General features: G+C 75.0%; 17 protein-coding genes and 1 riboswitch. All 17 genes read right to left on the bottom strand.

Annotated elements, in window-relative coordinates:
- Positions 1–13 precede the first annotated feature (13 nt).
- Positions 14–2599, bottom strand: a complete 2586-nt coding sequence (pheT, locus tag BL253_RS17815) for a phenylalanine--tRNA ligase subunit beta (RefSeq protein ID WP_420801681.1) — start codon at positions 2597–2599, stop codon at positions 14–16.
- A gap of 16 nt (positions 2600–2615) precedes the next feature.
- Complete coding sequence (pheS, locus tag BL253_RS17810) at positions 2616–3710, bottom strand: phenylalanine--tRNA ligase subunit alpha (RefSeq protein ID WP_076818268.1); 1095 nt, start codon at positions 3708–3710, stop codon at positions 2616–2618.
- Between the two features lie 338 nt (positions 3711–4048).
- Entirely contained in the window at positions 4049–5233 is a 1185-nt protein-coding gene (locus BL253_RS17805; RefSeq protein ID WP_081438416.1) for a sensor histidine kinase, read from the bottom strand.
- Positions 5230–6156 (bottom strand): TrmH family RNA methyltransferase, encoded by a 927-nt coding sequence (locus BL253_RS17800; RefSeq protein WP_076818237.1) that lies wholly within the window; start codon positions 6154–6156, stop codon positions 5230–5232. Before BL253_RS17800 ends, BL253_RS17805 begins: the two co-directional genes overlap by 4 nt.
- Before the next feature lie 104 nt (positions 6157–6260).
- The gene (gene rplT, locus BL253_RS17795) at positions 6261–6653 is read right to left on the bottom strand and encodes a 50S ribosomal protein L20 (protein ID WP_076818236.1); all 393 of its coding nucleotides are present in this window, start codon (positions 6651–6653) and stop codon (positions 6261–6263) included.
- A 311-nt stretch (positions 6654–6964) separates the two neighbouring features.
- Complete coding sequence (gene rpmI / locus BL253_RS17790; RefSeq protein WP_076818235.1) at positions 6965–7159, bottom strand: 50S ribosomal protein L35; 195 nt, start codon at positions 7157–7159, stop codon at positions 6965–6967.
- Between the two features lie 168 nt (positions 7160–7327).
- A complete protein-coding gene (gene infC, locus BL253_RS17785; protein ID WP_335341713.1) occupies positions 7328–7849 on the bottom strand; it encodes a translation initiation factor IF-3 in 522 nt (173 codons plus the stop codon).
- Between the two features lie 538 nt (positions 7850–8387).
- Positions 8388–9281 (bottom strand): SseB family protein, encoded by an 894-nt coding sequence (locus tag BL253_RS17780; protein WP_076818266.1) that lies wholly within the window; start codon positions 9279–9281, stop codon positions 8388–8390.
- A gap of 152 nt (positions 9282–9433) precedes the next feature.
- Complete coding sequence (locus BL253_RS42920) at positions 9434–11986, bottom strand: hypothetical protein (RefSeq protein ID WP_198946292.1); 2553 nt, start codon at positions 11984–11986, stop codon at positions 9434–9436.
- Positions 11987–12154: 168 nt separating this feature from the next.
- Positions 12155–12637 (bottom strand): 6,7-dimethyl-8-ribityllumazine synthase, encoded by a 483-nt coding sequence (gene ribH, locus BL253_RS17770; RefSeq protein ID WP_076818232.1) that lies wholly within the window; start codon positions 12635–12637, stop codon positions 12155–12157.
- Entirely contained in the window at positions 12634–14208 is a 1575-nt protein-coding gene (locus BL253_RS17765; RefSeq protein WP_076818231.1) for a bifunctional 3,4-dihydroxy-2-butanone-4-phosphate synthase/GTP cyclohydrolase II, read from the bottom strand. Before BL253_RS17765 ends, ribH begins: the two co-directional genes overlap by 4 nt.
- Positions 14205–14996, bottom strand: coding sequence for a riboflavin synthase (locus tag BL253_RS17760; RefSeq protein WP_076818230.1), 792 nt, complete (start codon positions 14994–14996; stop codon positions 14205–14207). The genes BL253_RS17765 and BL253_RS17760 overlap by 4 nt, the downstream gene beginning before the upstream one ends.
- A gap of 158 nt (positions 14997–15154) precedes the next feature.
- A riboswitch (FMN riboswitch) is annotated at positions 15155–15284 on the bottom strand.
- A gap of 244 nt (positions 15285–15528) precedes the next feature.
- A complete protein-coding gene (locus tag BL253_RS17755; RefSeq protein ID WP_076818229.1) occupies positions 15529–16011 on the bottom strand; it encodes a cytidine/deoxycytidylate deaminase family protein in 483 nt (160 codons plus the stop codon).
- A 141-nt stretch (positions 16012–16152) separates the two neighbouring features.
- A complete protein-coding gene (gene rpe / locus BL253_RS17750; protein ID WP_076818228.1) occupies positions 16153–16863 on the bottom strand; it encodes a ribulose-phosphate 3-epimerase in 711 nt (236 codons plus the stop codon).
- 42 nt (positions 16864–16905) lie between these two features.
- Positions 16906–18312, bottom strand: coding sequence for an RsmB/NOP family class I SAM-dependent RNA methyltransferase (locus BL253_RS17745; RefSeq protein WP_076818265.1), 1407 nt, complete (start codon positions 18310–18312; stop codon positions 16906–16908).
- Positions 18313–18544: 232 nt separating this feature from the next.
- Positions 18545–19498, bottom strand: coding sequence for a methionyl-tRNA formyltransferase (fmt, locus tag BL253_RS17740; protein ID WP_076818227.1), 954 nt, complete (start codon positions 19496–19498; stop codon positions 18545–18547).
- Between the two features lie 252 nt (positions 19499–19750).
- On the bottom strand, positions 19751–20302 hold the full coding sequence (gene def, locus BL253_RS17735; protein ID WP_076818226.1) for a peptide deformylase: 552 nt from the start codon (positions 20300–20302) through the stop codon (positions 19751–19753).
- Positions 20303–20378 lie beyond the last annotated feature (76 nt).

Raw genomic sequence — 20378 nt, 5'->3', positions numbered from 1 at the left:
CCGGGTCCTCCGGCTAGGCGCGCAGCGCCGCGCCGGTGCGGCGGGTGGCCTCGGCGACGGCGGCGTCGCGGATGCCGTTGGCCTCCTCCGCCGTCAGCGTGCGATCGATGGCCCGAAGCCGCAGGCCGAACGCGAGCGAACGCCGGCCGGCGCCGATCTGGGCACCCTCGAAGACGTCGAACAGCGTCAGCGACTCCAGCAGCTCCCCGGCCCCTTCCCGCAGCGCGGCGGTCACCTCCGTCACCGGGATGGCCGCCTCGACGACGAGAGCGACGTCGCGGTCGGCGGGCGGGTACGGGGACACGACCGGCGCCTCGACCGGGCCGCGCCGCAGCGCCGCGGCGAACAGCTCCTCGAGGCCCAGCTCGAAGGCCACCGTCCGCGGGGGCAGGCCCGCGGCGCCGATCACCCGCGGGTGCAGCTCGCCGGCGTGCCCCACCAGCTCGCCGTCGACCCACAGCGCGGCGCACCGGCCCGGGTGCCAGGGCGCGTGCTCGTCGGCGGTGGCGGTCAGCTCGACGCCGACCGCGCGGGCGGCGGCGTGCGCCGCCTCGACGGCGTCGGCCCAGTCGGCCGGCCGGCCCTTGGCCAGCGCGCCGCCGCCCGCCGAACCGGCCACGGCGTGCCCGGGCAGGACCGTGGCGGGCTCGCGCAGACCGGCGAGGACGCCGGCGACCCGGCGCGGCTGCTCGGGCAGCGCCGCGTCCAGCGCGGCGACCTCGTCCTGGGACGGCCGCGTGAGCACCGACGGCGTCGGAACCGGCCGCGCCGGCTCGCGCGGCTCGCGGAACACCTGGCCGATCTCGAACAGCGCGATGTCCGGGTCGCCGCGGCCGATGTTGCGCGCCGCCGCGTCGAACAGGCCCGGCAGCAGGGTGGTGCGCAGGTAGGCCGCGTCCTCGGCGATCGGGTTGGCGATCCGCACGGCCGCCCGCCGCCGGTCGTTGTCCGGAAGGCCGAGCAGGTCGGCGGTCCCGGCGCCGACGAACGGCAGCGTCATGACCTCGGTGAGGCCCTCGTAGGCCAGCGCCCGGGCGACCGCCCTGACGTGGCGCTGCGACGGGGTGAGCCCGCGCCCGGCCGGGAGCCTGGGCAGGGTCACCGGGATCGTGTCGTAGCCCTCGAGCCTCATGACCTCCTCGACGAGGTCGGCCGGACGGGTGAGGTCGGGCCGCCAGGACGGCGGGGTGACCAGCACGGCGCCCTCGTCGGCGCCGTCGTCCTCGAGGAGGCAGCCGACGTCGGTGAGACGGCCGCGCACGCTCTCGTCCGAGTAGAGCCGGCCACCGAGGCGGGTCGGCTCGGACAGCGGGAAGCGGATCGCCGAGGGCGCGCGCCGGTGGTCGACGTCGGTGAGGCCAGGCTCGGCCCGCCCGCCGGCGAGCTCGGTGAACAGCCGGATCGCCGCCTGCGCGGCGGCCGGCGGAAGCGCCGGGTCGACGCCGCGTTCGAAGCGCCGCGACGCCTCGGAGAACAGCCGGTGACGCCGCGCGCCACGGGCGACCACGATCGGGTCGAAGTGCGCCGCCTCCAGCACGATGTCGGTCGTCGACGCCGAGATCTCGGTGCTCGCGCCGCCCATGACACCGGCGAGCGCGATCGGGCCGGAGTCGTCCGCGATGACCAGGTCCTCGGGGTCGAGCGTCCGGTCGACGCCGTCGAGAGTCAGCAACCGCTCGCCGGCACGGGCCCGGCGCACCACGATCGCGCCGGAGAGCTTGGCCCGGTCGAAGGCGTGCAACGGCTGACCGAGGCCGAGCATGATCACGTTTGTCACGTCGACGGCGGCGGAGATCGGCCGCATGCCCGACAGCGAGAGCCGCCGCGCCCAGCGCAGCGGGGTGGCGGCGGCCGGGTCCACTCCCGTGATCACCCTGGCGACATAACGATCGCAGGCCGTGGTGTCCTCGACCGTCACCGGGTAGCCGGCCCCCGCGTCGGCCACTCCGCCGGCGCCGGCGCGGGCGGCACCACCGGCATCGGTGGAGTCGACGGAGCCGTCGGCGTCGGCGTAGGACAGGCCGAAGGCGGTGGCCGCCTCCCTGGCGATGCCGCGGATCGACAGGGCGTAGCCCCGGTCGGGGGTGATGGCGATGTCGAGCACGTCGTCGGCGAGGTCGAGCAGCTCGGCGACATGCGCGCCCAGCGGGGCGCCCGGCGGGAGGACCATGATCCCGTCGTGGTCCTCGCCGATGCCGAGCTCGCTGGCCGAGCAGATCATGCCGTCGGAGACGTGGCCGTACGTCTTGCGGGCGGTGATCTCGAACCCGCCTGGCAGCACCGCCCCGGGCAGCGCGACCGCGATCCGGTCGCCGACCGCGAAGTTGAACGCGCCGCAGATGACGCCGCGCACGCCCGCGTCCTGATCGGACACTGCCGGATCGGCCGCGGCCGGCGCGGCGACGCGGACCTGGCACCAGCGGACGCTCTTCTTCTTGGCCGCGACCTCCTCGATCGCCAGCACCTCGCCGACGACGACGCCGGTGAGGCCCTGGCCGACGGCCTCGACGCCCTCCACCTCGAAACCGGCGCGGATCAGCGCGTCGGCGACCGCGCGGGCCGGCGGCAGGCCGGGCACCTGCTCACGCAGCCAGGACATCAGGATCAGCATGGCCTCAGCCCTCGATTCCGAACGGGAGGCTGAACCGGACGTCGCCGTCGACGAAGTCCCGGATCTCCCGGACGCCGTGGCGCATCATCGCGGCCCGCTCCAGGCCCATGCCGAACGCGAAGCCGCTGTAACGGGTCGCGTCGATCCCGGCCGCGCGCAGCACGTTCGGATCGACCATCCCGCAGCCACCCGCCTCGATCCAGCCCTCGTCGGAGCAGACCCGGCAGGGCTGCCGGGCCGACTCGCCCCGGCAGTTGAAGCACTGAACGTCGAGCTCCGCGCTCGGCTCGGTGAACGGGAAGTACGACGGGCGCAGCCGGGTGGTCAGGCCCGTGCCGAACAGCTCGGCCGCGAACACCTCGAGCGTGCCGCGCAGGTCGGCCATCGTGATGCCCTCGTCGACCGCGAGGCACTCCAGCTGGCCGAACACCGGCGAGTGGGTCGCGTCGACGGTGTCGTTGCGGTAGGTCCGCCCGGGGGCGACGACGTAGACCGGCAGCGGGCGCGACAGCAGGGCGCGGACCTGCACCGGCGACGTGTGCGTGCGCAGCACCCGCCCGGTCCCCGCCGGCTCGACGAACAGCGTGTCGTGCTCGCTGCGGGCCGGATGGTCCGGATAGAAGTTGAGCGCCTCGAAGTTGAACCAGTCGTGCTCGACCTCGGGGCCCTCGGCTACCTCGTAGCCCATCGCCACGAAGGTGTCGACGAGGCGCTCGGAGAGCACGGCGAGCGGGTGGCGAGCGCCGGCGTGGCGCCGGCGCGTCGGCATGGTCACGTCGACCCGCTCCTCGACCAGCACGCGCGCGTCGCGCTCGGCGGTGAGCTCGGCGAGGCGGGTGGCGTGCGCGTCGCGGACCGCTCCGAGCGCGTCGTTGAGCCGGCGGCCGGCGTCGGCGCGGTCCTCGCGGGGCAGCGAGCCGAGCTTCTGGCGGGCGAGGACCAGCGCGGCCGAGCGGCCGTCGACGTGCGCGGCGCGCACGGCGGCGAGGTCCGTGAGATCGGCGGCGGCGGCGAGCGCGGCGAGTGCCTCTGCCACGGCCGCCTCCAGGCTCGCGGGGTCGAGCGGCCCGCCCGCGGCGGCGGGCTGCGGATCGGTCATCGTCTCGGTCATCTCATAGATTCCGGTATCAGCCTCTTGATCGGATGCGTCGACTCGCTGGCAAGCGAATCATCCTTGTCCCGCACGCCGGTTCCAGCCGGGGCCGTCCCACGGTCGGATCCGGCGGATCCTCCAGAGCGAGCAGATCTTCCAGCGCCGGCCGTTTTGCCTGAGCTGCCCGGCTGTCAGCGGCCCGAAGGCACCAGATGCCAACCTAGACCCCCTGTGGTCGAGCGAAGCTCGACATCGGGGGTCCGGGGTCGCCCCCCGAGGCCACATCGCGGGCGAGGGGGAAGCTGCCCGAAGGGCAGCGAACAGGATTTGCCCGCCGCGGGCGATCAGGTGAAGACGGGCGCCCCGGCGGGCAGCGTAAATCGGAACTCGGCGCCGCCGCTGGGCGCGCGGCCGACAGTGATCGTGCCGCCGTGCGCCTCGATCAGCGCCTTGGCGATGTAGAGGCCCAGACCGGTGCCGTTGCCCCGGCTCGCTCCCCGCCAGAACTTGGTGAAGACCCGGGAGGCGTTGGACTCCGGCACGCCCTCACCCTCGTCGGCGACGCTCACCTCGGCTCCCGTCTCCGTACCGCACACGACGACTGTCACGGTACCCGCCCCGTGGCGCAGAGCATTGTCGACGAGGTTGTGCAGCACCTGCTCGATCTTGTCCGGGTCGATCCACATCTCCGGCAGCTCGCCGTCCTCATGGACGATGAACCGGTCGGCCCCGGCGGTACCCGAGGCGATCTTGCCGGCGAGGACCCGGCGCAGGATGGCCTTCGGGTCGGCGATCTGCTTGCGCAGCTGGATGCGTCCRGCGTCGATCCGGGAGACGTCGAGCAGTTCGGTCAGCAGCCGGGTCACCCGGTCGGCGTCGGTGTTGACCGTGTTGAGCATGAGCTTCTTCTGCTCGTCGGTGAACCGTTCCCACTTGGCCARCAGCGTCGCGGTGAACCCCTTGACGCTGGTCAGCGGGGAACGCAGCTCATGGGCGACGGTGGCGACCAGGTCGGAGCGGTTGCGCTCTATCCGCTCCCTGCTCGCGGTGTCGCGTAGGCAGAGGGCGATCCGGACGAGCCGCCCGGCATCCCGGGTGTAGCGGACCGTCACGTTGAAGTCGTGGTCCTGCGCGGGGCCGGCGAAGGTGAGCCGCCGCTCCGGCTGACCGGTCACCCGCGGCAGCCGACGGCCAGGATCAGACGCCTCCCACCAGTCGTTACCGCGCTCGTCGACCAGCGGTAGCACTTCGGTGACGTGGCGCCCGGCGGCGGCGCGCTGGTCGATGTTCGTCAGGCCCGCGGCAACGGCGTTGAACACCACGACCACGCCGGCCGCGTCGGTGACCACCACCGCGTCGGGCAGGCCGTCGTAGGCCACCGCGAGCGCGGGGGTCACCGCGATGGCGGGCCCCTCGTCGGTGGCGGCCGACGGAGCCGCCGTGCCGGCCTGACCTGCGACGTCGCCGTTGGTCTCGCCCGTGGCCTGCCCGCCCACACGGGTGGGCGCCGACGTGACTGTATGGGTCACCGTCGTCCACCTCCCCCGGTGCCGTGAGTACCGGATCTGGCCATTCTCCGCGCCCGCGCGGACGCGTAAAGACACAGGGCCGTCGCGACCGCAAGATTCAGCGACTCGGCCTGACCGTACACCGGTACCCGAAGCACCGCGTCCGCGGCGGTCAGGACTTCGGGTGGCAGACCGTGCGCCTCGTTGCCGAACAGCCATCCGGTCGGCCCGTCGAGCTCCCCGGCGTCGGCGGCGTCGTACAGGTCGCGGACGCCATGACCGGAGGTCGCGACCACGCGGAAGCCGGTGCCGCGCAGCCAGCCCAGGGCCGCGGCGAGGTCCGGCTCGACGACCACCGGCAGGTGGAAGAGGCTCCCGGCGCTGGCGCGTACGCACTTGCCACCGAACGGGTCCACGCCGTCGCCCGCGAAGACGACGGCGTCCGCGCCGGCGGCGTCCGCGGTGCGGATCACCGTCCCGGCGTTGCCCGGGTCGTTCGCGGCGACGCAGACCGCTACCAGGGCGGGGCGGGCTCCCCCGCCAGGTCGTCCCCCGCCGTCGCCGGCCGGTGCGGCGGCCTCGGCGCCCGACGGGTCCGCGATGTCCGTGAGGCGGGTGCCGGGCAGCGTGGCGACACCGACGAGGCCCCGTGGGGTCACCGTCTCGGACAGGGCCGCCGCGGCCGCGTCGGTCACGAGCCGAACCGGCAGTCCCTCGGCGGCGGCACCGGCGACGAGCTCACCGTGGCGGGCGCCGGCGGACTCGCCGACGAACAGCTCGACGAGCCGACCGGCGGTCAGAGCCGCCTCGACGGCCTGAAAACCTTCGGCGAGGAACAGTCCCTCGGCCCGCCGGGCCGAGGGACGTCGCAGCCGCCTGGCGGCCGCCACGCTGGCCGCTCGCGGCCCCAGCGCCGTGCCAGCGCCGGAACGGCGAGCGCTCACTGAGCCCTTTCCATCACCGCGCCCACCCGCCGCGTCTCTTCGGTCCGGTCCGGCTGGAGGGAGAAGGCTCATTCCCTGCGGCACTCCGCGTGGCGGGCCGCCGCTCAGGCGGCCGATGGCTCCGCGGCGGCCTCCGCCACCGGCGGCACGGCGGCCCTGGCGACCTCGACCAGCGCCGCGAACGCCGTGGCGTCGTTGACGGCGAGATCGGCCAGGATCTTGCGGTCGACCTCGACCCCAGCGATCTTCAGCCCCTGGATGAAACGGTTGTACGTCATGCCGTTCGCACGCGCGGCCGCGTTGATGCGGGTGATCCACAGCTGCCGGAAGTCACCCTTGCGGGCCCGGCGGTCGCGGTACGCGTAGTTCATCGAGTGGAGCATCTGCTCCTTGGCCTTGCGGTACAGCCGAGACCGCTGGCCGCGGTAGCCACTCGCCTGCTCGAGGGTCGTGCGGCGCTTCTTCTGGGCGTTGACCGCCCGCTTCACGCGTGCCATGAGGGCACTTTCTCCTAACGTTCTTTGTCGTCCGCCGCCGGGCTCCGAGGACGCGACCGCCCTGGGCCGGGCGGTGACCGTCCGCGGTCGACAGCGTGAGCCGCGATCCGGCCTCAGACCAGATCCGAATCCTTCGCGAGTCGGGTCTGGTCCCGGTCCAGGTCGAGCGAGACTCGGCGGTGGGGGGTCCGGGAAGCGGATCCGCCGGGGCTCCTTCCGGATTCCGCTCGCGGAATCGACGGAGGCCGTTGCCCGGTGGACAGTGCTGGGGGGCTACCCGGGGATGCTGACCGAAGGGTCAGCGAACACGGTCAGCGAGCGAGCATGCGCGAGATACGGCGGTTGTCCGCCGGCGCCAGCGCCACCTCGGGGTTGAGCCGCCGGGTCCGACGGCTCGTCTTGTGCTCGAGGAGGTGCGCGCGGTTGGCCCGGCGGCGCATGATCTTGCCTGACCCGGTCACGCGGAACCGCTTGGAGGCTCCGCTGTGCGGCTTCATCTTGGGCATGTTCTGTCCTGAGGTGGGTCGTTGGGAGACGGGCCGGTCACAGCCGGCCACACGGCGCGCGGGAGCGCGCCGCCCGTAAGCGACGTCAGGCCGGGGCAGGGCCGACGTAGGCAGCTATCGCCCGACGACCGCCGCCGTGTGGCGTGACCGTCGGGCGGTCGTGACGTGTTAGACGGTTCCCGCCTGCTCTGGGGTGCGCAGCGTGCGGGCGCCCTTGTGCGGAGCCATCACCATCGTCATGTTCCGGCCGTCCTGCTTGGGCTGGGCCTCGACGTACCCCAGCTCGGCGACGTCGGTCGAGAGCCGCTGCAGCAGCCGGATACCGAGCTCCGGACGCGACTGCTCCCGGCCGCGGAACATGATGGTGATCTTCACCTTGTCGCCGGCCTTGAGGAAGCGCACGACGTGACCCTTCTTGGTCTCGTAGTCGTGCGGGTCGATCTTCGGTCGGAGCTTCATCTCCTTGATGACCGTCTGGACCTGGTTCTTCCGAGCCTCGCGCCGTTTCTGGTCGGACTCGTACTTGAACTTCCCATAGTCCATCAGCTTGCAGACGGGCGGCCGAGCGGTCGGGGCAACCTCGACCAGGTCGAGATCGGCCTCCTGCGCCAGCCGCATGGCCTCCTGAATGGAGACGATGCCGATCTGCTCGCCCTCCGCGCCGACGAGGCGGACCTCAGGAACGCGGATGCGGTCGTTGATACGTGACTCTGTGCTGATCTGGTTTCCTCCGTGGCTCGACGCGCGGGCATGACCTCACCGCAGCGGAGCACCAAGCCCGGAAATCCCGGACTCCCGGCCGACATACTGCCCGGAGGGGACAGCTCGACCGACCGGCGACCCGGCCACCTACATGGGCCGATCGATGATCGGCCGGACCCGGCGGATGCCGGGTGGTGGCTCGGGTGGAGGGCGAACCCCCGCTTGGTCCTGCCAAGCGCCGGAACGACCCTCGCGGGCCCGTCCTGGTGCCGCTCCGGTGAGGAGCGCGAGCGCGGCATGTGTGCTCGCTGAGCCCTGCGCGCTCTGGTCATGACGCCCGGTCCGGTAACGCCGGGCTTACCGCACCCGTGCCACCGGACACCACGCTGGCGTCCTGTCCCCTAACGCACAGGAGCGGTGCCCTATGCCGACCGTCGGCAGGCGGTCCGAGCCAGCGTAGCAGACCTGGTGCGGTCGGTTCCTCCGCGCGCCAGCGGGGCGCCGGAGCGCCTGGCGTCATGGCTGGTCAGGCCGGGGCCTGTCGCCGCCGCCATCGGCGCGGCGTGATCCCCCGGCCGAGGCCGCGACGCAGCGCGGCGGCATCCAGGGGGCCGACGAACACCACGGAGGGGGCGCTCTCACCCGAGCCGGCGGCGGCCGCACCCAACCGGACCGCGATCTCGTCGAGCCGCGTCTCACCCGCGGGGCGGTCCCCGCCCGCCGCGAGCGCGATCACCTCGCTGGTCTCACCAGTGCCGGTGACGAGCTCGGCCTGCCAGAGCCGCGCGCCCCTGGCGAACCCGGCGGTGGCGAGCGCGTCCAGCTCGGCCGCCACCCGCCGCGCACGGGAGGCGTCCCACGGCCGCGACGGCGGGCGCAGCCCCGCCGTCGCGCCGTCCCCGTCCGCCCGCGGCTCGGAAGGGCTGGGAGCGCCCGCCAGCGCGCTGACGTCGAGGGTGGCGGTCACGGGCCCCGCGACGTCGACGACGACCGTCCCATGGCCCAGCCGGGCCGCCTCGGCGCAGGCGTCCGCCGCGGGCACGGGAACCGGGCGCGCCGCCGACCGCCAGGCGGACAGCGCCGCCACGCTGCTGAAGACCGGCAACGCCGTCGCGCCCGACGGCATCCGCAGGGTCGCGAGCACCATCTCCGATGCCTTCTCGGCGAGATGGGGCCCGTGTCCGAGAGGCGCGGAACGACCCCCGGCGTCCTGGCGTCCAGGGCCGGGTTCCGCGGTCACCACGGCGGTCGCCTCGTCGGCGGGCTCCAGCAGCCGGGACTCGACGCCGACGAAGACCCGGGCACCGGCCAGTGCCGCGGCCACGGCACCCGCGTCTCCCGACTCCAGGGCCGCCCGCAGCCGCGGGTCCGCCTCGCCGCCGTCACCCTGCCCCGGCGGGGTCAACAGGTCCACTGCCACCAACCAACCCTATGGGCGCCCGGCCGGGCCGGGCAGGTCCGTCCGGCACCGCCACCAGGTCCCCAGCCTCCGGGGCTGGCCGGCCAGCCCCGGAGCCGACCCAGGCGGCCGGAGAGCCCCGCGGTGACGAGGCGGACGGGCGAGGGTCGCCGCTATCCGTGCGGGCCGACGGCCGGGACGCCATGGCCCGACCGGAGGGCGCGGGAACGTGGGACGGTGGAGTCCTCGCCCGGGTCTCCGGACCCGCGGCGGCCCGCCACCGCCGGTCGGCGTGGTGCGGCGGGGCCGCGCTCGTCCCAGGGAACCTCACGGCCGCCCTCCCAGCCGACCGCTCTGGCGGGTTCCGCGGATCCGGAACTGGCCCCGGGCGCCAGTGGGGCCTCGTCGACCATGGCCGCGAGCGCCTCGAACGCGGCCTGGGTGCGCGGGCGCAGCCGGTCCCACCGCATCGGCGCGCCGTCGGCGAGCGACGGGTCGAACGGGATGGTCAGCACGGCGTGCACCGGCTCGGCCAGCTCCGGCTGCTCGGCCGGCACCGGTCGGCGCAGGCCGCGGCCGGGTGCCGGGGCCGTCTCGACGTACACGGCGACGGCCCCGACCGGCAGATCGGCTCTGGCCGCGGCCAGGGCGGTCAGGGCGTCCTGGGCACAGCCCGCCTCCGTGAAACCGGCCTTGGCGGTGAGCACCACGGTGTCCGCGCGGGCAAGGAGAACCGCCGGCACCGGCTGGGTCCAGCCGGGCGGTCCATCGATGACGACGGCCGGGAAGAGCCGCTCGAGCAGGTCGACGGCCCAGGCGGCCTCCGCGGGGGTCAGCCCAGGTCCTGTCAGGTTGCGCAGCCCTGGCAGCACCTCCAGCCCGGACGGCTGGACGGTGCCCAGGAAGCGGCGTGCCTCGGCCAGCGAGGCGACCGGCGGGTCCGCGAGCGCGAGCTCGCGCAGGCCCACCCCACGCCCCGGCACACCGGCCCGGTCGGCCAACGGGCCGCCCTGGTCGGGGCAGGCATCGACCGCGACGACCCGGCCACCCCGGCGGGCGGCGAGCGCGATCCCCAGCCCCGTGGCCACCGTGGTACGCCCGCTGCCCCCGCCGAACCCGCCGACGAGCACCCGCCGGCCGCCCAGCCGAGTGGCCGGCACCGGCGCGAGAACCCCACGCCCGGCCAGCTCCATCCCCCGCCACCAGGCCGCCGCGAACGCCTCCGGGGACGCGAGCGAGACGGGCGACCGCGGCTCGCGCGCCCGGGCCGTGACGAACGGGCCGCGCCCACCGAACCCGTCGTCCTCGAAGGTCTGGTAGGCGACCGGCACCGGAGGCGCGGGTACCGGCCGGGGCGCGGGCGGCGGGGTGTACACCACCGGCGCCGGCAGGCTCGTGGGCCCGGGGGCCTCACCCGGTGGTGGGAACGGCGGCCGGGGCGGCGCCTCGCCGTAGCCGAACCAGGCCCGCGCCGAGGCGGCAGCGGCCTCGGCGGCCTCCGTCGCGGCGGCGGGGAAGGCCCACTCGGCGGCGGTGTCGAGGCCGTACGTGCCATGCGCGCCAGCGCCGGCGTCGGCTTTCGCACCGCCGCCGTCTCCGAAGGCGGGCGTGTCGACGCCGGCGGGTTCGAGCCAGCCGGCGTACCCCGCCTGGTCGCGGACCTCCCAGCCGGACTCCTCATGGGCCGAACCAGGCGGCTCGGCACCGGCCGACTCGGCGGCGCCGGGCGACTCGCCGACACCGAGTGGGTCGGTGGCGCTGAGCAGCTCCGCACCGGGCGGCTCGGCCGCGCTCGGCGGCTCCGCGGCGCCGGGTGACTCCGCGGCGCTCGGCGGCTCCGCGGCGCCAGGCACCTCGGCGACACCGGGCAGCTCGCCGACACCGAGAGGGTCCCCGGCCGCCACGAGTGCGGTGGAAGGGCCGGCGCCGCTCGAGGGCGCGGCGGGTACGGCGGTGTCGCGAGCGCCCGTCGCGTCCCCATCGTCGCCGGACGTGACCGGGCTCGCCACCGCCGGCGACGGGGAGGATTCGGCCGGCAAGGACGACGGCGCCGGGTCCCACCACGGGCCCCGGGGCGCGGCGACGGGAGCTGGGATCAGGTCGACGTCGGGCACCCAGCCCGCGCCCGGCGACTCCGCGGGCGCCCGCTCCGCTCGCCCGGGTGGCGCGGACGAGGCTCCGGGACCGGCCGGCTCGGCTCGCGGAGCTGGCACGCCGGACGGCCCCGTCCTGGCCGGCCGGGCCGGGGCCCTCGACGGCGCGCGCACGGCGCGTGGGGACGACCCGGCCCCCGGCGCCCGGCCGGCCGCCGGAATCGGGCGGCGGGGGGGCGCCGGATCCGTCGCGGGCGCGGTACCCGCTCGTGGGGCCTGTTCGGTCCGCCCTCGGCCCGGAGCCGTCCGCGACTCCCGCGACGCGTCGGCCTGGTCGACGGGGACGGCGGCCAGGCGCGGGCCGGAGCCATCCGTGCGCGGGCCAGAGCCATCTGTGCGCGGGCCGGAGCCGTCCGTGCGCGGGCCGGCCGTCCTGCCACGGGACGACGACCGGCGCACGACCGCCCGGTCCCCCGAGCTGTTCGAGAGCCGCAGGCCGAGCAGCGAGACCGGGCGCGCGTCGCCGCCCCCGCCCGAGGTCGTCCCCGTGGCCGTCAGCTCGTCAACGCCCGTCTCGTCCCCGCTCTGGTCCGGCGCCTCGTCGTCGCCACCCGCCACCGGCGCTACCCGCACGTCACCGTCACCTCGCCCTGCCTCTCCTCGCCGACATCCGCGACCGGTCAACTATCGCCGTTGACCCAACACCGACGTCGCACCGCAAGGACCCCGATACTCCGAGACAACACGGTCTCTCGTGATTCTCCATCCGGCAAGAGCGGATGAAGGGGACGTGTCGCCGCTTCAGGCCAGCGGCTGCAGTTCGGTGAGCACGGCGGCCGCCTCCAGCGCGGCGAGCACCGCTTCGCGGCCCTTGTCCTCCGTCGACCCGTCCAGTCCGGCCCGGTCGCGCGCCTGCTCGACCGTGTCGCAGGTGAGCACGCCGAAGCCAACGGGCACCCCGTTGTCCAGCGTCACCCGCAGCAGCCCCTCGGTGACGAACTTGCAGACGTAGTCGAAGTGCGGGGTGCCGCCGCGGATGACCACCCCGAGCGCCACGACGGCGTCGTGATGGGCCGCCAGCCGGTCCGCGACGACGGGGAGCTCCACCGCGCCCGCGACCCGGACCACGGTCGGCTCGACGGCGAGCTTCACGTCCACGCAGGCACGCAGCGCGCCGTCGAGCAGCGCGTCGGTGATGTCGCTGTGCCACCGGGTGGCGACGATCCCGAGCCGTACCTCGGGCGCCACCGGCAGCACCTCCTCGGGCGATCCGATCCCGCTCACCGACGGTCCCCTCCCTGGCAGGCCTCGGCCACCCTGCGGTGTCCGGAGCGCCGGCCGTGTCCTCGTCCGTTGACGCTACCGTTCGTGCCAGAACCGTTCGTACCCGTAGTCGTGTCGGCGGTCGCCGTGCCAGTGGCCGACGCGGCGCCCACGTCGAGGGCGTCAGCCGCGGTGGCGACGGCGTCGGCCACCACCTGCGCGACCACTGCCGACGGCACCGCGGGCACCGCGGTGGCGACCGCGTCCGCCACCGCGCCCGCGACCACCTCCGGCAGCTCGGGCAGGCCCGGGATGTCATGGCCCATCCGGTCCCGCTTGGTGGTCAGGTAGCGGAGGTTCTCCGGGGTGTGCGCGACCGGCAGCGCGACCCGCTCCACGATGGTCAGGCCGTAGCCCTCCAGACCCGCCCGCTTGGCCGGGTTGTTCGTCAGCAGCCGCAGGCCGCGCACGCCGAGGTCGACCAGGATCTGCGCGCCGGTGCCGTAGTCGCGGGCGTCGGCCGGCAGCCCCAGCGCCAGGTTCGCGTCGACGGTGTCGTGCCCGGCGTCCTGCAGCTGGTAGGCGGCGAGCTTGTGCATCAGGCCGATGCCACGGCCCTCGTGGCCCCGCATGTAGAGCACGACACCGCGGCCCTCGGCGGCGACCATGCCCAGCGCGACGTCGAGCTGGGTGCCGCAGTCACAGCGCAGCGAGCCGAAGACGTCGCCGGTGAGGCACTCGCTGTGGACGCGGACCAGCACGTTCTCGCCGTCGCCGATGTCACCGCGGACGAGCGCGATGTGCTCGACGCCGTCGAGGGTGCCCCGGTAGCCGACCGCGCGGAACGCGCCGTACTTCGTCGGCAGCTTCGCCTCGGCGACCCGCGTCACCTGCTTCTCGGTCCGCCGCCGGTAGGCGATCAGGTCCGCGATCGAGATCAGTACCAGCCTGTGCTCCCGCGCGAAGGCGACGAGCTCGGGCAGCCGGGCCATCGTGCCGTCGTCGTTGACGATCTCGCAGATCGCGCCGGCGGGGCGCAGCCCGGCCAGGCGCGCGAGGTCGACCGCCGCCTCGGTGTGGCCCGGCCGGCGCAGCACGCCGCCGTCGCGGGCGCGCAGCGGGAAGATGTGGCCCGGCCGGGACAGGTCGGTGTCGGTGGTCGCCGGGTCGGCGAGCAGGCGCAGGGTGTGCGCCCGGTCCGCGGCGGAGATGCCGGTGCTGACCCCCTCGCGCGCGTCGACCGTGACGGTGAACGCCGTGCCCATCCGCTCGGTGTTCAGCGGCACCATCTGGTCGAGGCCGAGGCGGTCGGTGTCGTGCGCGGCCAGCGGGGCGCAGATCACCCCGGAGGTGTGCCGGACCATGAAGGCGACCAGCTCCGGCGTCGCCTTCTCGGCCGCGAAGATCAGGTCGCCCTCGTTCTCGCGGTCGGCGTCGTCGACCACGACGACGGAGCGGCCGGCGGCGATCGCGGCCAGTGCCTCCTCGACCGTGCCGAACGCCGCGGTCAGTTCGTCGTCGGCCGCGGCGCGCGCCGGCGCGCTCGCCGGCGCCACCGTGCCCAGGGCCGTGCTCGTCGGTGCCGCGCTCATCGGCCCGCTCCCTTTCCCTCGAGGACGACCGGTCCGGCGGGTGGCACCGGGAACGGCGGTGCCGGCTCCAACCGGCCCACAACGCCGGGGAGCCGCCCCGGGCCCGCGCCGCGGCCGGCCGCCAGCTGGCCGAGGGCGGGCGCGGCGAGCTTCTCGACGTACTTCGCCACGACGTCGACCTCCAGGTTCACCGTCGCGCCGACCTGGCGGGAGCCCAGCGTCGTGTCGGCGAGCGTCGTCGGGATCAGGCTCACGGTGAACGTCGCCGGCTCGCCGCCGCCGGGCGAGCCGTCGCTGGCGGGGGGCGTCACGTCGACGACGGTCAGGCTCACCCCGTCGACGGTGATCGAGCCCTTCTCGACGAGGTAGCGGTCCAGCCCGGCGGGAAGCGCGATCCGGACGACCTCCCAGTGCTCGTCGGGAGCCCGGTCGACGATCGTGCCGACGCCGTCCACGTGGCCCTGGACGAGATGACCGCCGAGCCGGTCGGCGAGGCGCACCGGCCGTTCCAAGTTGACCCGGTCGCCGGTGGCGAGGCCGCCGAGCGCCGAGCGGCGCAGCGTCTCGAGCATCACGTCGGCGGTGAACACCCGGGTACCCGTGCGCGGGTCGACCTCGCCGGCGGGCGTGAACGAGGTGACGGTGAGGCAGACGCCGTTGACGGCGATCGACGCGCCGTGGCGCACGTCCTCAAGTACTGCCGAACAGCCGATGGCCAGCTCGGCGGCGGCCGCGTGCTCCGTGACCGCGGCGACGATGCCGAGCTCCTCGACGATGCCGGTGAACATCCGACCTGCGTCCTTCCCGTCCGGCGCTCGGGCCGGGGGAACGGACGACGGTCACGCGGGTCGATGACCGGCGCGGCCGGCCACACGGCCGGACACGCCGACGCCAGGGACACGGCGGGGCGCCCGCGGGCGGATCCGCCTGTGCCCAGGCACGGCCCGCGCGCTGCCTCCCATCCGGACTTTCACCGTCGGTCCCGGAATTTCACCGGGTCCACCGCCCACTGGTTGTGGGACGGGTCGCGGACTGTCACCGCCGGCTCGGAGTTTCACCGACCCCGGAGCGCGCGTGCTGCTGATGTTCCCTCTGGGTGTCACCCCATGAGGGATCCTGGTAGTTACCTACGGACGAGTCTGGCACACAACCCGGGCCAACGTCGCARCCCGCGTGGCCCGAAACGCACATTTTTGGGTGCTTTTGAGACGCCGCACCGGTCTCACGGTGGCCTACGTCACCGGCGCGAGCCAGATCTGGACACGCGCGACAACGGCGAGTCCCACGCACCGGAGTCCCACGCACCGGGCGACCCGGGTGTCAGGACGTCCGGTGCTGGCCGGAGTCGAGGAGGTGCGCGTTGGCCGCGCGGACACCGGCGGCGAGCTCGGGACGCTCGACGACGGTGACGCCGGCGGCGGTGAGCAGTTCGGCCCCCTGGCAGTCGACGAACAGGGCCGGCTCCCGCCAGGCGAAGACGACCCGCCCGATCCCGGCCGCGAGGATCAGCTCGGTACAGGTCCGCGGGCGCGACGCCCGGGCGCTGCACGGCTCCAGCGAGCTGTAGACCGTCGCGCCGGCCAGCCGCGGGTCGCCCGGTGCGAAGACCCGGAGGGCGGCCTCCTCCGCGTGGTCACGCGGGTCGGTGGCCCGCGACCAACCCTCGGCGAGCACGGTCTCACCGTCGCCGCCGACGATCACCGCGCCGACCGAGAACGCCGTCGTCGACGGCGGGCAGCGCCGACCGAGCTCCACCGCGTGCGCGAGCCACCGCCCGTCGACGTCCTCGGCCTCAGCCGTCACCTGTGCCTCCTCATCACGTCGCTCCCAGGAAACACCCGCCGACCGGCCAGGTCCCGGTGGAAAGCGCACCCAGCCGCGGCCCTGGCCGGGAGGAGCGGTTCCACAGGCCATGCCCGCGGGACGCGCCGCGCGGCCCGACGGTCACGATCGGAAGGCCGGGGCGCGCGGGGGCGGCGGGGTGAGGCGTCCGGAGGCACGCAGCGCCTGGGCACGCAGCGCCTCGACGGCCGCCGCCGGGTCGGCCGCTCCGTAGACGGCGGTACCGGCGACGAAGACGTCCACCCCCGCGGCCGCGGCCCGCTCGATGGTCTCGGCGTTCACCCCGCCGTCGATCTGCAGCCACAGGTCCAGGCCGCGCGCGTCGAGCAGCCGGCGGGCCGCCTCGATCTTCGGCAGGACGCTGTCCATGAACGTCTGCCCGCCGAAGCCGGGCTCGATCGTCATCAGGAGCAGCAGGTCGAACCGGCGCAGGTCGTCGGCGTAGTGCTCGATCGGCGTCGCCGGCTTCACGGCGAGGCCGGTGCGGGCGCCGGCCGCGCGGATCGCGTCCGTCGTGCGCGGGAGGTCGTCGACCGCCTCGGCGTGGATCGTGACGTTCGCGGCGCCCCGCTCGGCGAACCCCGGCGCCCAGCGATCCGGGTTCTCGATCATCAGGTGGCAGTCGAGCGGGGTGTCGGTGATCTGGCGCAACGCGGTGACGGTGTCGCCGGAGAAGGCCAGGTTCGGGACGAAGTGGTAGTCCATGACGTCGACGTGCAGCCAGTCGGCCCGTCCCTCGACCGACCGCGCCGCGTCCGCGATCCGGGCGAAGTCCGCTGCGAGCAGGCTGGGATAAATCTGCGCGGTTGCCACCTCGCGAGGTTATGACGCGGGCGGGGGCACCCGTTGTGGAGGTCAGCCGAGGGGCGACGGTCCGGAGAACCCGCGGCGCAGGAGCGCCAGGAACATCGAGTCGGTGCCCTGGCGGTGCGGCCAGAGCTGGACGAACGGGCCGTCGCCGAGGGCCGGCAGGCCCGGCAGGGAGGCGCGCGCGTCGAGCAGGGTGACGTCGGCGCGCTGCTCGAGGACGGCGTGCACGACCTCGGTGGTCTCGGCCGGGTGCGGCGAGCAGGTGACGTACGCGACGACGCCACCCGGGCGGGCCAGGTCCAGCCCGCTGACCAGCAGCTGGCGCTGCAGCAGGGACAGCGTCGAGGCGTCGGACGCGAGCTTGCGCCAGCGGGCCTCCGGCCGGCGGCGCAGCGCGCCGAGACCGGTGCACGGAGCGTCGATCAGCACCCGGTCGACCCGGCCGGACGGCAGTGGTGGGAACCGGCCGTCCGCGCGGACCACGAACGCCGCCGGCCGCCGGTCGAGCGCGCCGGCGACCAGCGCGGCCCGGCTGGCCCGCGGCTCGCAGGCCAGCAGCACCGGCTCCGGCAGCCCGAGGCTCTCGCCCGCCCCGCCGGATGTCAGCAGCGCGGCCAGCAGGGCCGACTTGCCGCCCGGCCCGGCGCACAGGTCGACGGTGACACCGCAGTCGTCACCAAGCGTCGGGGTACGGGCCAGCGCGAGCGCCATCAGCTGGCTGCCCTCGTCCTGGACACCGGCCCGCCGGGCCGAAAGCGACGGCAGTACCCCCGGGTCGCCGCCGCCGAGGATCACCGCGAACGGCGAGTGCTCGCCAGGTTCCGCGGCGAGCCCGGCCGCCGCGGCCTCGGCGAGCAGCTCCTCGCGGCTCATCCGGTCGGGCTCGGCGACGAGGTGGACCGCCGGGCGGACGTCGTCGGCGAGAAGCGCCGCCCGGGTCTCGTCGAGGTCGCCGCCGAGCGCGTCGGCGACCGCCTCGACGATCCAGCGCGGATGGGCGGTGACGACGGCGAGGTGGCCGAACGGGTCGCGCTCGAACGGCGGCGCGGACAGCAGCGTGGCGACGTCCCCGCCGGTCTCGGCGACCCGGTCCGCGACCCGGCGCAGCACGGCGTTGGCGAACCGGACCGGCCGTTCGCCGCTGGTCGCCCTCACCAGGTCGACGGTCGTGCCGACGGCGGCGCGGGCCGGCACGCGGGTGCGCAGCAGTTGGTAGGTACCCAGGCGCAGCGCGTCCCGCACGCCCGCGTCGACGGTGGCGACCGGGCGGCTCGTCACGGTGTCCAGCAGGCCGTCGAGCAGGCCCAGGGCGCRCAGCGAGCCGTAGGCCAGCTCGGTGGCGAAGCCCCGGTCGCGGCCCGACAGCCGGCGCTGGGCGAGCAGCGACGGCAGCAGCAGGTTCGCGTAGGCGCCGCGCTCGTCGACGCCGCGCAGCACCTCCCAGGCCACCATCCTCGCGTCGTCCACCCGCGGCCCCGCGGCACCGCCGGAACGTCCGGGGACACCGGGCCGATCGCCGCCGTGCCCCCCGCCGTGCCCGTCGCCCTGTCCTCCGCCGCGGCCGCCGTGGCCGGGGCGGTTGTCATCCCCGCCGCCGCCGTGCATGGTCATGCGGTCACCGTCGATGCCGCGTCGGCCCGCCGGGAGCGCGGCCCGCGCGTGGAGGCGAGCAGGGGCCCGGCCGTCACTGGAAGACCTCGCCCTCGGTGGGGCGGAGGCCTCGTGCCCAGGCCGCCGCGGGCATCGGGCTCTTGCCCTCGGGGCGGACCTCGCCCAGCACGACCGGCCCCGTCCCGGTGCCGGCGGCGACCGTGTCCTTCCCGACTACGGCGATCTCGCCGGGCGCCAGGGCCCGCCCGAGCCCGACGTCCTGACCGCTGGTGCCGGCCGGGCGGACCGGGCCCAGCTTGACCCGGTGGTCGCGGAAGGTCGTCCAGGCGCCGGGGGCGGGGGTGGCGGCGCGCACGAGCCGGTCGACCGCGTAGTCCGGCACCGCCCAGTCGACACGGACCTCGTCGACGGTGAGCTTCGCGGCGAGCGACACCCCGTCGGCCGGCTGCGGGCGCGGCTCAAGGACGTCGTCCTCGATGCCGTCCATCGTCGCGGCCAGCAGCTCCGCTCCGGCGACGGCGAGCCGGTCGAGCAGATCACCGGAGGTGTCACGGGGACGGACCCGCTCGGTGAGCGTGCCGAAGACCGGGCCGGAGTCGAGGCCCTCCTCGATCTGGAACACGCTCGCGCCGGTGACGTCCTCGCCGGCGAGGACCGCGCGCTGCACGGGCGCGGCCCCCCGGTAGGCCGGCAGCAGCGAGAAGTGCAGGTTCACCCAGCCGTGGCGCGGGATGTCCAGCGCCGCCTTGGGCAGCAGCGCGCCGTAGGCGACGACCGGGGCACAGTCCGGGGCGATCGCGGCGAGCCGCTCGAGGAACTCCGGGTCACGGGGCCGCTCCGGTGCCAGCACCGGGATGCCGGCCTCGTCGGCGAGCTCCGCGACCGGCGACCGGGCGACCCTGCGGCCGCGGCCGGCCGGCCGGTCGGGCCTCGTCACGACGGCGACGACCTCGTGGCGTGGGCTGTCGACCAGCCGGCGCAGGCTGGGGATGGCCACCGCCGGCGTGCCGGCGAAGACGAGACGCATAGGGGCACCGATCCGCCAGGCCGCCGGCTCACGCCGGCACCCAGCCGTCCACGTTGACGCGAATATCGAGAACTAACCTAGCGGCGGCCGGCCCCGACGGGCCGGCGCACCCACTGCGTCCCCCGACCGCGTCCCGGGGGGAGCTCACTCCCCCACAGCGGTCTCAGAACCAGACGGCCCAAACCCAGTCAGAAGGCCAAGCCCGACGGCCCCGGCCCCGCGAACCAGATGGAAGGGCGCGCGCCGTCGGCTTCAGGTCGCGCGGCCGAACAGCGGGTGCGGGGACGCCCTGACGACCGGCGGMGGCTCGGCGGCCCAGTCGGCCTCGCGAATCGCCTTCATCGCCGCCTTCTTGGTCTCGCGGTCGAGGCGGTCGATGAACAGGACGCCGTCGAGATGATCGGTCTCGTGCTGCAGGCAGCGGGACACGATGCCGCCGCCCTCCACCGTCACCGGGTCGCCGTACATGTTCTGGCCGACGGCGAGCACCCGCTCCGGCCGGGGCAGCTCGAACGCCAGGCCGGGCAGCGACAGGCAGCCTTCCTCGCCGTCCTGCAGCTCTTCGGAGAACGGGCCGAGCACCGGATTGATCAGGTGGTCGATCTCGTCGTCGTCGTTGAAGTAGGTGAAGACCCGCAGCGACACGCCCAGCTGAGGCGCGGCGAGCCCGGCGCCGCTGGCCTCCCACATCGTGTCGGCGAGGTCGTCGACCAGCCGGCGCAACTCCTTGTCGAAGGTCGTCACCTCGGCGGCCTTCGTCCGCAGCACCGGGTCCCCGAACAGACGGATCTCACGAACAGCCACTGGTCAAGCTCCTTCAGCGCGGGGGTCGTTCCATGCTACGGGCCAGAGCGTGGCGGCTCCTGCCCGCGCATGGCGT

It is taken from the genome of Pseudofrankia asymbiotica, from assembly GCF_001983105.1.
GTDB lineage: Bacteria > Actinomycetota > Actinomycetes > Frankiales > Frankiaceae > Pseudofrankia > Pseudofrankia asymbiotica.
Note: the sequence above shows the minus strand (reverse complement) of the source record. Positions and strands in the feature narration are given on the sequence as shown.